The sequence below is a fragment of the Sphingopyxis sp. 550A genome, from assembly GCF_053569535.1.
This window is the reverse complement of sequence record NZ_CM131615.1, coordinates 780,813-794,647: the sequence shown is the minus strand read 5'-3', so window position 1 is coordinate 794,647 and position 13,835 is coordinate 780,813. Positions and strand designations below refer to the sequence as shown.

At 67.6% G+C, this 13,835-nt stretch carries 11 protein-coding genes; all 11 read right to left on the bottom strand.

The features are described from left to right. Positions 1-8: 8 nt before the first annotated feature. Entirely contained in the window at positions 9-1,487 is a 1,479-nt protein-coding gene (gene xrtA, locus ACVENA_RS03850) for an exosortase A (RefSeq protein ID WP_449327722.1), read from the bottom strand. Further along, a complete protein-coding gene (locus ACVENA_RS03845; protein WP_449327721.1) occupies positions 1,484-2,689 on the bottom strand; it encodes a TIGR03087 family PEP-CTERM/XrtA system glycosyltransferase in 1,206 nt (401 codons plus the stop codon). Before ACVENA_RS03845 ends, xrtA begins: the two co-directional genes overlap by 4 nt. Continuing rightward, complete coding sequence (locus ACVENA_RS03840) at positions 2,689-3,753, bottom strand: FemAB family XrtA/PEP-CTERM system-associated protein (protein WP_449327720.1); 1,065 nt, start codon at positions 3,751-3,753, stop codon at positions 2,689-2,691. Before ACVENA_RS03840 ends, ACVENA_RS03845 begins: the two co-directional genes overlap by 1 nt. Further along, positions 3,750-4,610: an XrtA system polysaccharide deacetylase gene (locus tag ACVENA_RS03835; RefSeq protein WP_449327719.1), complete on the bottom strand. Its 861-nt coding sequence runs from the start codon at positions 4,608-4,610 to the stop codon at positions 3,750-3,752. The genes ACVENA_RS03840 and ACVENA_RS03835 overlap by 4 nt, the downstream gene beginning before the upstream one ends. 45 nt (positions 4,611-4,655) lie before the next feature. Then, a complete protein-coding gene (locus ACVENA_RS03830; RefSeq protein WP_449327718.1) occupies positions 4,656-5,828 on the bottom strand; it encodes an XrtA/PEP-CTERM system-associated ATPase in 1,173 nt (390 codons plus the stop codon). A 13-nt stretch (positions 5,829-5,841) separates the two neighbouring features. Next, positions 5,842-7,569 carry a hypothetical protein gene (locus ACVENA_RS03825; protein ID WP_449327717.1) on the bottom strand — a complete coding sequence of 576 codons (1,728 nt, stop codon included), beginning with the start codon at positions 7,567-7,569 and terminating at the stop codon, positions 5,842-5,844. Beyond that, on the bottom strand, positions 7,566-8,600 hold the full coding sequence (locus tag ACVENA_RS03820; protein WP_449327716.1) for an AAA family ATPase: 1,035 nt from the start codon (positions 8,598-8,600) through the stop codon (positions 7,566-7,568). Before ACVENA_RS03820 ends, ACVENA_RS03825 begins: the two co-directional genes overlap by 4 nt. 14 nt (positions 8,601-8,614) lie before the next feature. Then, positions 8,615-10,153 carry an XrtA system polysaccharide chain length determinant gene (locus ACVENA_RS03815; protein WP_449327715.1) on the bottom strand — a complete coding sequence of 513 codons (1,539 nt, stop codon included), beginning with the start codon at positions 10,151-10,153 and terminating at the stop codon, positions 8,615-8,617. Positions 10,154-10,206: 53 nt separating this feature from the next. After that, positions 10,207-10,860, bottom strand: a complete 654-nt coding sequence (locus tag ACVENA_RS03810) for an XrtA/PEP-CTERM system exopolysaccharide export protein (RefSeq protein ID WP_414713086.1) — start codon at positions 10,858-10,860, stop codon at positions 10,207-10,209. 186 nt (positions 10,861-11,046) lie between these two features. Next, the gene (locus ACVENA_RS03805) at positions 11,047-12,276 is read right to left on the bottom strand and encodes a pyridoxal-dependent decarboxylase, exosortase A system-associated (protein ID WP_449327714.1); all 1,230 of its coding nucleotides are present in this window, start codon (positions 12,274-12,276) and stop codon (positions 11,047-11,049) included. Continuing rightward, positions 12,273-13,796, bottom strand: a complete 1,524-nt coding sequence (locus ACVENA_RS03800; RefSeq protein WP_449327713.1) for an acyl-CoA ligase (AMP-forming), exosortase A system-associated — start codon at positions 13,794-13,796, stop codon at positions 12,273-12,275. The genes ACVENA_RS03805 and ACVENA_RS03800 overlap by 4 nt, the downstream gene beginning before the upstream one ends. Positions 13,797-13,835: the final 39 nt, after the last annotated feature.

Below are 13,835 nucleotides of genomic sequence, written 5' to 3'. Positions count from 1 at the left end.
AAGCGGCCTTAGCGCAGTTTCAGCGCGCGGTCAGCCATCGCCTGCGCTCCGCCCGACGCGGAAACGAAATCGCTGATCGCTTGCGCGCCGCCTTGCCCCTCCTCGCTCGACACGATCAGCGACAGCGCGCGCGGGTCGCCGCCAAGCAATCGCGCCTTCAACTCGGCGAGTTTGGCGCCGCGCGGGTTGCCCGTCGCGCGACCGTCGACGACATACCAGGTCGCCGCGTCGCGCAGTACCGGGCCGGGATGGAGCAAACGCTCGGTCTTGGCGCCCTCGACCGGTGGCAGCGCCGCGCTCCACGCCCATTTGCTGTCGGGGTCGACCGCGCCCTGACCATAAGCGACGACCTCGCGCCCCTCGGCCTGCCGCGCATAGCCGCCGATCGCGACGGTGACGCGGCGCGCTTTCGCATCGGTGAAATCGCGGACCAACCGCTGGTCTGCGCCGTCGAAGCGCGGCATCCATACCGCCCGTTCCCGCGCCGCGACACTCCATCCGGCAGGGGCCGCAATCGACATGGCTTCGGGCAACGGCGCCGAACGACCGCCGACCAGCCAGCCCCAGGCGGCGAAGAGCAGGGGCAGCGCGAGCGCGGCGGGAAGAACCCCCTTCGCCGCCCGCGCATGGCGCGGCAGGCCATCGAGGCCAGCGACATCGACCGCGATGTCGTTCGCGGGCCGGTCGAACCAGCGCCGCGCGATCAGCATCACGAGCAGGATGACGAGCCCGAAAAAGACCCAGCCATAGAAGACATGGTCAATCCCGCCCGCACGGTCGATCCCCCAGATTTCGGCGGCAACCATCGTGCCATAAGCGCGCAGCGCATTGGCGAGCACCGTCGTCGCGAGCGCGAGCGCGACGAAGACGATCCGCCGCGTCCAGCTTTTGAAACAGAGGTGCGCCGCGAACACCGCATAGGCGAGCATCGCCATCAGGAAATTGACCCCCGAGCAGGCCTCGGCCACCTCGAAGAAGCCCGCGCGGGTGGTGATGAACACGCCCTCGATCTCGGCCGAAAGCCCTGACAGGTGAAGCAGCGCGATGCTGATCTTCGCGGTGAGCGTCTGGAGCAACGGCACCAGCTCCTCGCCAAACGGCACCAGCAGCAGCGCATAGCCGAGCGGAAAGAGCAGAGCGCGCACCAGTTTCTCGCCGAGCGTGACCGCAACCGCCCCCTGCAACATCAGGATCAGTCCAAGCTGGCGGAACAGCCCGACCCCCGCCGCCTCGCCGACAAGCCAGACCAGCCCCGCGCCCGCCATCCAGATCAGCGCGGGCCACCAATAAGCCGGCGTCAACGGTCTCAGCAACGCGGCGCGCTGCGACACCAGCCAGCCGATCATCGGCACCATCAACAGGCAATGGGTGAAGGTCGAACTATGCCACCAGATGCCGATCATATCGACGGCATCGGCGTGAAAAATCGCGAGGATCACCGCCGACAGGATCGCCAGCGCCGCGAGATGCCGCTGCCAGCGCGTCACGCGTCCAGCCCCAGCAAGTCGGCGAGCGGCGCGAGCCGTGCGTCCCAGCCATAGCGCGCGATCATCCGCGCGCGCGCTGCCTTGCCCATTGTGGCCGCAGCGGCGGGGTCGTCGAACAGGCGTCCTACCGCTGCCGCCATCGCCGCCGCGTCATCGGCAACGAGCAGATGCTCGTCGTCCACCGCGTCGATTCCGGTCGCGGCGGCGGCACTCGCGACCACCGGCCGCGCCATCGCCATCGCTTCGAGCAGTTTGTTCTGCACCCCGCGCGCCAGCAGCAGCGGCGCGACGACCGCATCCGCCGCCGCGAGCCACGGGCGAACGTCGGGCACCTCGCCGGTGACGGTCACGCCGGGCAGCGCCGCCAGCGCACGCACCTCTTCAGGCGGGGCGCGGCCGACGATCGCGAAACGCGCTGCCGGACGCGCCTTGCGGATCAGCGGCAGGACGTCGGCGACGAACCTCTGCACCGCGTCGATGTTCGGCCGATAGTCCATCTGGCCGGTGAATACCGCCAGCGGCCCTTCGCCCTCGCCGACACGGTCGAACGGCAGCGCGGGATCGAAGCGATCGGTGTCGATGCCATTCTCGACCGCGAAGACGATATCGCCGCCGAGCCCGCTCCGTTCGCGGAACAAGGCCGCTTCGGCCTCGCTGACGAACAGGCTGGTGTCGACCTGGCGCGCGACCTCGGCTTCGAACGCGGCGAGCTTTTTCGCCTCGCGCGCATGGACCCAGTTCAGCGGCTGGCGCTTGTCCTGCTCCGCGTAAGTGGCGAACTTCGCCGAATCGACATCGACGAAATCCATGATCACCGGCCCGCCGAACCGCGTCGGCAGATATTGCGCCATCTGGCCCGAGAAAGCGACGATATGGGTGACGGTGCCGAGCGCGAGCAGCGCCCCGACATGCTCGGCGAGCGCGGCATTCCGGAACAGCCGGTTTGATACCGGCTCGCCGCGCAGCACCGCCTGCGCCAGCGCGGCGGGGCGCGAAACCTTACGCACTTCGATGCACAAACTCTTACAAAGCGGCGCCATCTTGGCCCGCGCCGCTGCCGCATCAGCCTCATTGTCGGCAAGCGCGGCGACATGCACCGGCGCGAGCTTCGCCAGCGCCTCGACCATATGCCAACTGCGAATGCGGTCGCCGCGGTCGGGCGGCCATGGCGCGCGATGCACCAGAAACAATATTTCGGCCATTACCCCAACCCGCGCGCGATCAGCGGGCCGATGCGGTTCGCCGCCCACAGCGGCAGTTTCTTCCAGAGGTCGACTTGTAGCCTATATTTGGCGCTGTTGGGGTTGGTGTCGCGCGGGGTTTCGCCCGGCGCGAGCCAGCGCGCATAGACGAGCGGGCGTGGCTCGAAACCCCAATTCTTCTTGTAGGCGAAAGGTCCCGTTCCGACCTTCGAGCGCCCGAAATCGAAGCGCGTGCAGCCCTTGGCGCGGGCATGACACATCAGCGCGTAATACATGCGTTCGTTGGCGCGAAGGCTCCGCGCCTCGGCGGTGCCGCCGCCCCAATAGGGCATCACCGTGCCGCGCCAGTAAAGGCTGAGCACACTCGCCACCGGCTTCCCGCCGTCGCGCACGGTCAATATGTCGGCATCGTCGCCGAAGGCATCGAGCACCGCGTCGAACAGCGCCTTCGGGAACACCGGCGTGCCGAGATTGCGGACGCTCGTCGCATAGATGCGATAATGATCGCGGCGTTCGGCGGCGTCGCGGCCCGTCGTCACGGTCAGCCCGCTTTCGATCGCCTTGCGCACCTCGGCGCGCTGTTTGCGCGGGATAGCGAGCAATTCGGCATCGTCATCGGCGGCCAGGTCGCGCGCGAAACCGGCATATACGCCGTCTTCGACCCGCCAGCCCGAGCCTTCGGGCAAGGGACCGCCGCGCAGTTCGACCGATGAGACACCCAGCGATGCAGCGAGGGCAGCTGCCGCGTCGGCAAGCGCCGCCGCCGCATTATCATCGTCGGCGAGCAGCCCGCCATCGACGGCAAAGCCGGTCGCGACGAGCGCCTGCCCGAACAGCGGCGAGCGGATATGGTGAAGCGGCAGCAGGCCGACGATGGCCCCCGCCGCATCATGCGCCGCGAGCACATGGCATGTGTGCCCCGTCGCCTTCGTGATCGCCTCGCACCACGCGCGGCTATGGAAGGGCGTGGCATCGGGATGAGCCGCAACATAGGCGTCCCATGACGCCGCATTATCCGGCGGCGCAACCGACAGCTTCGTCACCGGATGCACCGGCGCGTTCACGCCGCGACACGCCACGGCTGCGCGCGATCCTGCTGCGCGGGGAGCAGGGCGTCGGCGCGGGTCCATTCGAAATCGGCAAGCAATTTCTTCAGCTTGCCCGCCATCGCCGACAGGCCGCTGTAATGACGGATCTTAGACTTGATCGGCGCATCGGCGACGCGCGGCTGGCCGGGGTCGATCTCCCACGGATGGAAATAGAGAATCGCCGGATGCCCCTCTGCGTTCATTCGCGCGATCGCCCAGCGCGTGAAGCCATAGGGCAGCAGCCGCATGAAACCGCCGCCGCCCGCCGCGAGCGTGCGTCCCGCGAACCGCGCGGTCGTCACCGGCCATTCGACGAGATCGCTGCCCGCCACCGGCCGCCAGACATGGCGCGGGCTTTGCGGCCAGCCATAATGGTCGTGGACGACGGGCGCGACGCTCGACGAATAGGCATAGCCCTGCTCGGCAAGCACCGGATGCGCCCAGGGGGTGCGCGTGTCGATCGAGAAGCTCGGCGCGCGATAGCCGCGGATCCCTACCCCGCCCAAATCTTCGAGGATCGCCCGCGCCTTCTGGAGGTCCGCCGCGAATTCGTCGGCGGTCATCTGGAACACGCGCTTGTGGTCATAGCCATGGCTCGCGAGTTCGTGCCCGGCATCGACGATCCGCCGGATCAGCGCCGGATAACGCTCCGCCACCCAGCCCAGCGTGAAGAAAGTGCCCTTGGCGCCCGCATCGGCAAAGATTTGCAGCACCGCGTCGCAATTCGCCTCGACCCGGCATTCGAGCCCCGGCCAGTCGGCACGGTCGATCGTGCGCTCAAAGGCGCCGACCTGGAACCAGTCCTCGACATCGACCGACAGGCCGTTCTGCATTTTCCCTCACCTTCATCAGCATCTTAGCCGATGATGTTCAGCGCGTCACGCGGCCCACACTTCGGACCGGGCGGGGTTGGGCGAATTTTCGGGATCGCGTTCGACCCACTCGATCAGCAGGTCGAGCACCCGGCGAAGCGCGGCATCCTGTTCGACGATGCGCGCCTCGAGACTGGCGATCTGCTCCTTGAGCGCGGCGATCTGTGCGTCATCCGCCACGGGCTGCAGCGCGGCGGCGGGTGAGGCCACTTCGGCTGGCTCGACAACGGGCTCGACCGGCGCGGCGAAAGGCGGACGATCGTTCGCGGCCGCAGGCGCCGGCCATTCGAGCGGCGCGGCCGCGGCGGCGGCATGCGCGACGACCTCCTCGACCGGCAGCGGCGCGAGGCTTGCCTCGTCGATACCGCGGTCGGCCTCGACCTCGGCGATGACGTTGCGGACGTGCTGCGCCGAAATGCGGTGCAGTTCCTCGACCGCGCCGAACAGCAGCAGCCGGCTGACCAGCACGTTCAATTTGCGCGGCACGCCGTCGCTATAATCGAAGATCAGCTCATACGCCTCGGGCGCGAAACTGGGGTTGCCGGTCCAGCCGACCTTCTTCAGGCGGTGGAGGATATAGGGTTCGACCTCCTCGGGTTCCATCGGGTCGAGGTGGTGCGTCGCGATCACCCGCTGGCGGAGCTGTTCGAGCGCGGGGGTGTGAAACAAGGTCTGGCGAAATTCGGGCTGGCCGAGCAGGAAAATCTGCAGCAGCGAATGGTCGCCGAGCTGGAAGTTCGACAGCATCCGCAGCTCTTCGAGCGCCGAGATCGCCAGATTCTGCCCCTCGTCGACGATCAGCAGGGTGCGGCGGCCGGCGCGCGCCTGTTCGCGCAGATATTGCTCGATCGCGCGCAGCAGCTCGGCCTTGCTCTGCCCTTCCCATTCGATCCCGAACTGTTCGGCGACGAGGCGGAGCAGGTCGTCGCCCTCGACCTGCGTCGACACCAGCTTGACCGCGGTCAGGCGATTGGGGTCGATCGTGTTCATCAGATGCCCGACCAGCGTCGTCTTGCCCGCGCCGACGTCGCCGGTGATGACGATGAAGCCTTCGCCCTGCGCGAGGCCATAGCCGAGATAGGACATCGCCTTGCGATGGGTGCCGCTTTCGAAATAGAAAGCCGGGTCGGGCGTCAGCTGAAACGGACGGCCGGTGAAACCATAATATTGATCGTACATCGAAATTCCCCGATCAGAAGTTGTAGCGCAGTCCCACCAAGGCTGAACCGATAAGCTCGCTGTTGAAGCCGTCCTGGTCGAAGGCATTGATCGACGCGGCGGCGGTCCCGGTCAGCCCGCGCCAGAAGCGCCGCGAATAGGAGGCCGTAAGTCCCGCCGACTGAACGTCGCTCGCTCCGGGGGCGCCATTGTCGAAATAGCTGAGATAGCCGGTGATGCTGATGTCGGCATCGGCGCCCAGCGGACGCCCCGCGCTCAGGAACAGATAATAGCTTTCGTCGGTCACGCCATCGAGATTGGCGAGAACCGAGCCGTGCGGCACGAGCAGACGGCGGCGATCATAGCCAAGCCCGACGCCATAGGCCCAACGTCCGTAGCGCGAAGACAGCACCGCCTGAACGCCGCTGTTGCGATATTGGAACGCCCCGGCATTGCCGATCTGGCCGTTGAGGCAACCGCCCGTCCCCTGTCCGAAGACACAGGTGTCGACATCGCCGCTGATCGGGTTGCGCGTCGGGTCGAACTGCGTCGGCAGCGCCGACAGCCCGCTCGACATGCCGCGGCCGAGGCTCGACAGCCCGTCATAGACGCCGACCTGGAACAGGGTCGCATGGTCGGGGCGATAGGTGAAGCTGCCGGTATAGATGGTGTCGCCATAGCGGCGGCCGATCTTCGCGGTGAGCGAGGTGCGGCGGCTCGGCTGCCACATCACGCCCGCATCCCAGATCAGCCCGTCGGTATCGAACGAAAGCTGGCGCGGGGTCGATTTGTCGGTGACGAAACGGCCCGCCGAATCGCGCACGGGAACACCGTTTCCGTCGAGGACCGGACTGCGCTGGCCGATCTCGATATCCTCATAACCGACGCCGCCGAGCAGTGCGACGGTCGGGCCGATCGGCACGGTCACGTCGGCACGCGCATATTTGCCCTCGAACCGCTGGTCGAGCTGGCTCGCATCTTCGCGTTCGTAGCCGCCCGAAACCTGCCAGCCGAAGGGCAGGTCGCCGGGACGCTGGCCGATGCTCGCCCAGGCGAGATGGTTGGTCGAGCTGTCGAAGACGTCCTGTGCCGCCACACCGGGCGCGAGGGTCGGCGCCGAGCCGACATCGATCTTCGTATAACCGAAGCGATAGCCCGCCCCGACGTCGAGATTGCCGATGCGTTGCGCAAGCGTCGGTCCGGCATAGATGGAATAGAGGTCGGCGGCATTGCCCGCATCACCGATGAGCAGCCCGCTGACCGCGCCCCGCCCGTCGGCACTGGTCCGCGTCGCGAGCGCTCCGGCCTCGAGGTTGAAGCCGCGCGAGACTTCGAGTCTTCCGCGTGCGAGGCCGGTGACGGTGTCGCTGTCCCGCAGCCCGCCCGATTCGCCAAAGCGATGCTCGTAGCGGAGCGTGCCCGCAAGTTCGACGCGGCGCGTGACGATCGACGCATCGACCCCGGCCGCGACGGTCGTATAGGTCAGTACGTCGCCGCCATTCTTGAGGTCGGCGGAGAGAATCTGGTCGACTTCCAGATAGGGCGCGACGGAGACCTGACGCTGCTTCTTCTGGCGTTCGCCGCGCTTGCTCTGGCGATCGGTGCTCGAATCCGACGCCGACGCGCCTCCGGCGGCAGGCGTATCCGCGCCGCCCGAGCCCGGGTCGCCCGAAAATTGCGCCTGCGCGCCCGTCGCGCTTCCGGCGAGTAGAAGGGCGGCGAACGCCGCCCCGCGGCGCAGCTTGAGACTGGTGCGCTTCATGACGCGCCTCCTTGTCCATAATAGGTGCCGAAGCGGCGGCCACCCGGCGAGAATTTGACGCCGTTGAGCAGCAGCTGGATATGCGGACACGCGCCCATCAGGCCGATCGCGTCGCGCAGCGAGGATTCAAGCGTCTGGTCGGCGCGCACGACCATGATGAGCTGACCGACATGTCCCGCGAGCACCGCCGCGGGCGAGGCCGCGAGCACCGGCGGCGAATCGAGGATGACGATACGCCCCGGCGCCCCTGCTTCGAGCTGCGCGAGCAACGCCTCGGTGCGCGCCGAAGCGAGCAATTCGGTGTCGTGCATATGCTGGGTGCCCGCGGGCATGACCTTGAGCCCGGGAATGTCGGTCTGGATCAGGCAGTCGCCCACCGCCAGATGCGGGTCGGCAAGCGCGTCCATCAGGCCCGGACCGCTTTCGGCCCCCTCCGCCAGCCCCAGCGCTTCGAGCACGCTCGGTTTCGCGATGTCGGCGTCGATCAGCAGCACGTCGTGATCGGCCTCGACCGCAAGGCTGAGCGCAAGGTTCACCGCAGTGAAGGTCTTGCCCTCGCCCGGATTGGCCGACGCGATCAGCACGCGGTGGCCGCGCGGCACGACCGGGCGGTTCGCGGTGCCCGCGAAATTGCGGATGATCTCGCGCTTCACGATGCGATATTCCTCGGCGATGCCGGTGACCGGCGCGCCGGGAACGACCATGCCGCGCGCCGCGAGGCGCTCGCGGTCGATCGTCCCCTGACGGTTGGGCACGATCGCGGGTGCGGCCCTGGCGACATCCTTGCGCGTCGAGGGTTTCGGCGCAGGGGCCGGCTCGACCGCAGGCGCGGCCTCGACCGCCGGCGCTTCGGGTGGCAGCACGGCGGCGGGCGTTTCCTTCGCCTTGGCCTTCTTCGCCTGCTTCTCGGGCTCGGGCGGCAGTTTCGAGACGTCGATCGTCGCCGCATTCTTTGCGGGGTCGAGGCCGAACATGTCGGCGGCGCGTTCGAGCAGCGAGGGCGGGCGCTTGACGGGGCGTTGATCGTTCATGTCGTCTTCCCCGTTCACGCGACCATGCCGCGCTGGACAAATTCGGCGATCAGCAACAGCGCATACAGGCCGACGAGCGCCGCCGCGCCGCCGCCGAGCCAGACGAGCCGCTTGCGGCGTTCGACATGGCGGTCGGGCGTCACCACCTCGGTGATCGATCCGATCACCGGCAGCCCGCTCGCGCGTTCGAGCTTCGTCGCGGTCGCATAGCTGGCGCGCACCTGCGACAGGGCAAAGGCCGCGCCGATACCGCCGCCGATCCCCGCCAGAAGCACCAAGGTCAGGAACAACGGCCGGTTCGGCGCCGCGGGGCTCGTCGGCTTCGACGGCGGGTCGAGCAGTTCGACCTTGATCGCGTCGGTTTCGGTCTGCACCTCGCCGCGCAGCCGCACCTGCTCGCGCTGGGCGAGCAGCTTGTCATATTGCGCCTTCAGCGCGGTATATTCGCCGTTGATCCGGTCATATTCGGCCGCGATGCCGGGGTTCTGGATCTGCTGCGAGGTGATCTTCGCGATGTCGCCCATCAGCTGCGTCTTGCGCGCCGACAGCGCGCTGACCGTCGCCTGGCGATCGGCGCGCATCGCGGCGAGCGAGGCATAGGCGGGGTTCTGCATCCCGCCGCCACCGCCACCCGTGCCTTCGCGATCGGCCATCGCTTTCAGCGAAGCGATCTGGCTCTTGAGCGCGATCACGTCGGGATGCGCGTCAGTCAGGCCGCGCGCGCGCATCGACGCAAGCTCGTTCTGCGCCCCGGCAAGCTGCTGGCGCGCGACACCGCCGCCGACACCGCCGACCCCGGGCACCGTCGCGGGAGTTGAGGAAAGCTGGCCGTTCGCCGCCGCAAGCTGTGCCTGCGCCGAAACGAGCTGCGAATCGATCTGGCTGAGTTCGGCGCGCGCGGCATCGACGCGCTGCGAAGGCGATCCGCTTCCGCCGGGGATCAACCCGATATTCTGCGCCTCGAACGCGCCGCGGCGCGCCTCGACCTCGCGCAGCCCCTTTTCGCGGTCGGCGATCTGCGCATCGAGAAATTTGAGGCCCTCGCGCGCGTCCATCCGCCCGCCGCGAAGCTGGTCGTCGCGGAACACGGTGATCAGGCTGTCGAGCACGCCCGACGCCAATTTTGCATTGTCGGCGTCGGACAGGCTGCCGACCCCGACCGAAGAGGTGATTTCGAAGATATTCTGCTGCTGCGGGACGACCTTGATATTCTTTTGCAGCATCGCGACGGCGCCCGCCTTGTCGCGCTCGCCGGCGTCGGCGCCGATCAGTCCCGTCGTCAACGCGACCTTTTCAAGGTTGCGCGCGCTGGTCAGGGTTTCGCGAATCTGGTCGATCTGCTGGGCACCTGAATAAGGACCGCCGCCGGCGTCGTCGGGCAGAATCTGATTGACCTCGACGAGCAGGCGCGCGCGACTGTCATAGCGGTTCGGGATCGACGCGACCGCCAGCCAGCCGAGAATACAGATGCCCCAGGCGACACCGAGCACCAGCCAGCGCCGTGTCCAGACGCTGTGCACCACCACCCGGATTTCGTCGTAAAGGCCGTTCATCGTCTGCTCTTAATCCTTGGCAATCGGCATCGTGCGGACCCCTTGGGCCTGCGTCAGAACATGCTTTCGGGAATGATGATGACGTCGCCCGGCTGCAACCGGACGTTCGCCTTGATGTCGCCGCGCTTGATCAGGTCGTTGAGGCGCAGCGCATATTCGTGCTGCTTGCCCGTGCCTTTGTCGAACCGGACGAGCCGCGCCTTGTTGCCCGCCGCATATTCGCCGAGGCCGCCGACCGCGATCATCGCGTCGAGCACGGTCATATTGGCGCGGAACGGGATCGACGCGGGCTTTTCGGTCGCGCCGACGACGCGCACCTGCTGCGAGAAAGTGCTGTTGAAACTGGTGACGATCACGCTGACGATCGGATCGGTGATATATTGGCTGAGCTGCAGCTTGATGTCCTGCTGGAGCATCGTCGGCGTCTTGCCGACCGCGGGCATGTCGGTGATCAGCGGCGTGGTGATGCGGCCGTCGGGACGGACCTGCACTTTGCCGCCCAGTTCGGGATTGCGCCACACGAAGATCTGAAGCTCGTCCAGCGGGCCGATGATATATTCCTCGCCCGGTCCTTCCTGATTCGCGACGAAATTGGCGCTCGGCAATTGCGGCGCGGCGCCGCCCGCGCCCATGCAGCCGGTCAGCGCGGTGGCGGCGATGCCCGAAACAAGCGCCGCCTTGGCGGCGCGAAGCAGGGGGAAGGACATCATATTCAAATCACCTTTCGAGCGGCCGCGGCCCTGTGCAGGCTCCATATCCCGCCAGAACAGCCTTTGCGTCAGGGTCAGCCATTGCTCGGAAAGGGTGAACATACCGTTAGTATTGGGATAAGTTCGCACCGCGCTTGTCGAACCTTGTGCCGCCTTGGCACAGAAATTAACCGTACCGGCGGTTCAGACGAGCATTTCCTGCGCCGGTCCCTGCCCCAGAAAGGCCGCTGGACTCGCGGTCGCCCCATAAGCCCCCGCCTGAAAAATCGCAACAAGATCACCCACATCGGCGCGCGGCAGCGCAACCTGATCGCCGAGCCGGTCGAGCGGGGTACAGAGGCAGCCGACCACCGACACCGTCTCCGCGGGCGCTTCGCCAAAGCGGCTTGCCACCGCGATCGGATAGTTGCGCCGGATCACGGTGCCGAAATTGCCGCTCGCGGCGAGCTGGTGGTGAAGCCCGCCATCGGTGACGAGAAAGGTCTCGCCATGGCTGGTCTTGCGGTCGACGATGCGGGTCAGATAGACCCCGGCCTCGGCGACGAGCCAGCGCCCGAGTTCCATCGCGAAACCGCTGTCCGCCAGAACCGGATCGCGCCCGTCGAGCGTTTCCGCCAGCGCCGCGCCAACCGCTGCGGCATCGACCGCCGTGTCGCCGGGAAAATAGGGCACGCCCATCCCGCCGCCCAGATTGACGAGCGGCGGCGCGGTGCCGATCGCCTTCGCCAGCCGCGCCGCGAGCGCCACCGTCTGCGCCTGCGTGTCGGCAATGGCGGCAGCGTCAAGCGCCTGCGATCCCGCGAAAATATGAAAGCCGCGCCAGTCGGCGCCGGCGTCGATCAGGCGGCGCACCAGCACCGGAACCCCGGCGGCATCGACCCCGAAAGGCTTGGCGCCGCCGCCCATCTTCATTCCCGATCCCTTGAGGTCGAAATCGGGATTGACCCGCACCGCCAGGCGCGGCGTGATGCCGAGCCTCTGCGCGATCGCAAGCGCCCGATCGGCTTCGCCCATCGACTCGAGGTTGAGCGTCGCACCTGCCGATATCGCCGCTTCGAGTTCGCGGTCGCGCTTGCCGGGTCCCGCGAAGCTGACATGCGCCGCCGCCATTCCGCTCGCCAGCGCCGCCTTGAGTTCGCCGCCCGAGGCGACGTCGAACCCGTCGACCAGCCCCGCCATATGGGCGAGCAAAGGTGCATAGGGATTCGCCTTCATTGCGTAATGAAGCTGGACCTGCTTCGGCATCGCGGCGCGCCACTCGGCGACGCGCGCAGCCAGCATCGCACTGTCATAGACGAACAGCGGCGTGTCCCCCGCCGCATCGGCTAGCGCTTCGGCGCGGTCGCCGCCGATCAGCAACATGCCGCTGGCATCGGCGCGGAAAGCGGGCGGGATCGGACCGTGCGGCTTCATGCCGTCACCTTCCAGTCGGCGGCGATCGCCACCCGGTCGAGCTTGCCGTTGGGATTGCGCGGCAAGGCGTCGCGCCACTCGATCACTTGCGGCTGCATGAAATTGGGGAGGTTCTGGCGAAGATACGCCGCGAGCCCCGCTTCGTCGCGCGCGCCCTTCCCCCGCACGATCAGCACGATCGCGGCGCCGAGGCGCGGGTCGGGAACGCCGAAGGCGACCGCTTCGTAAATCAGGCCGGAGGCGACCGCGGCATCCTCGACCTCGGTCGGGCTGACGCGGTTGCCCGCGGTCTTGATCATCGCGTCGTCGCGGCCGACGAACGTCAGTAGACCCTCGGCATCGCGCCGCACCGTATCGCCCGACCAGACTGCGGTCCCGCCATAGCGCGAGGCGGCGGGGGCGGGTTTGAAGCGTTCGGCCGTGCGCTCCGCATCGCGCCAATAGCCCTTGGCGACGAGCGGCCCGCAATGAACGAGTTCGCCGGGCTCGTCATCGTCGGCGATGCTGCCGTTGGGGCGGCAGACGAGAATTTCGGCGTGCGGGATCGCGCGCCCCATCGAGGTCGGATGCGTCGCAACCAGTTCGGGGGCGAGGTAGGTCGAACGAAAGGCTTCGGTCAGCCCGTACATCGGATAGATGGCGGCGTTCGGAAAGGTGCCGCGCATTGCGTCGATCAGCGAGGGCGTCAGCGCGCCGCCGCTGTTGGTCAGCCGTTCGAGCAGCGCCGCCGTTTCGGTCGGCCAGTCGCTTTCGACCAATTGCACCCAGAGGGGCGGCACCCCCGCGAGGGTCGTGATCCGGTGGCGAGCGACCGCCTTCACCACGTCGCGCGCGGTCAGATAGTCGAGCGGCGCGACCGCGGCGCCCGCGTGCCACGCCGACAGAAGCTGGTTCTGCCCATAGTCGAAGCTGAGCGGAAGCACCCCGAGCACTCGGTCGCGCGGCGAAAGCTTCAGATAGGAAGCGACGCTTTCGGCGCCGAGCCACAGGTTCGCGTGGCTGAGCATCACCCCCTTGGGCCGCCCGGTCGAGCCGCTGGTATAAAGGATGGCGGCGAGGTCGTCGGACTCGGCGATCGAAAGCGGCAGGCCGTCGCCGCCCGAATCGATTACCTCTTCGGCGACCTTCAGATCGCGCACCGCGCAAGCGTCGGGCCGGCCGGCGCCGAGCATGTCGGCGCGCGAACCGTTGGTGACGAGCAGAACCGCGCCGCTATCGGCCAATATATGCGCGACCTGCGGTCCTTTCAGCAACGGATTGACCGGAACATGGATCAGCCCCGCGCGTGCCGCGGCGAGCGACATCAGGCAGGTTGCGCGGCCCTTTGCGCCCCAGCTCGCGACGCGCTCGCCGGGGCCGCCCGCCTGATCGAGCAGCCACGCCGCGAGCCGCCCGACCCCGGCATCGAGATCGGCATAGCTCGTCACGCGCTCGCCAATCAGCAGCGCAGGCGCATCGGCGGCGCCAAAACGGACGAGATGGTCGATCGGACGCGACGGCGGATTTTGTATCATGGTCATCGGCTGTTAGGAGCTAGGTGATAGAGCGCTGGGTCATGC

What these genes read in the sequence shown, in the direction of transcription:
- ACVENA_RS03845 (WP_449327721.1), bottom strand. Translation starts at nt 2,689, where the DNA reads ATGGCCGAAATATTGTTTCTGGTGCATCGCGCGCCATGGCCGCCCGAC.
- ACVENA_RS03810 (WP_414713086.1), bottom strand. Translation starts at nt 10,860, where the DNA reads ATGTCCTTCCCCCTGCTTCGCGCCGCCAAGGCGGCGCTTGTTTCGGGC.
- ACVENA_RS03805 (WP_449327714.1), bottom strand. Translation starts at nt 12,276, where the DNA reads ATGAAGCCGCACGGTCCGATCCCGCCCGCTTTCCGCGCCGATGCCAGC.
- ACVENA_RS03820 (WP_449327716.1), bottom strand. Translation starts at nt 8,600, where the DNA reads ATGAACGATCAACGCCCCGTCAAGCGCCCGCCCTCGCTGCTCGAACGC.
- ACVENA_RS03815 (WP_449327715.1), bottom strand. Translation starts at nt 10,153, where the DNA reads ATGAACGGCCTTTACGACGAAATCCGGGTGGTGGTGCACAGCGTCTGG.
- ACVENA_RS03830 (WP_449327718.1), bottom strand. Translation starts at nt 5,828, where the DNA reads ATGTACGATCAATATTATGGTTTCACCGGCCGTCCGTTTCAGCTGACG.
- ACVENA_RS03800 (WP_449327713.1), bottom strand. Translation starts at nt 13,796, where the DNA reads ATGACCATGATACAAAATCCGCCGTCGCGTCCGATCGACCATCTCGTC.
- ACVENA_RS03825 (WP_449327717.1), bottom strand. Translation starts at nt 7,569, where the DNA reads ATGAAGCGCACCAGTCTCAAGCTGCGCCGCGGGGCGGCGTTCGCCGCC.
- ACVENA_RS03835 (WP_449327719.1), bottom strand. Translation starts at nt 4,610, where the DNA reads ATGCAGAACGGCCTGTCGGTCGATGTCGAGGACTGGTTCCAGGTCGGC.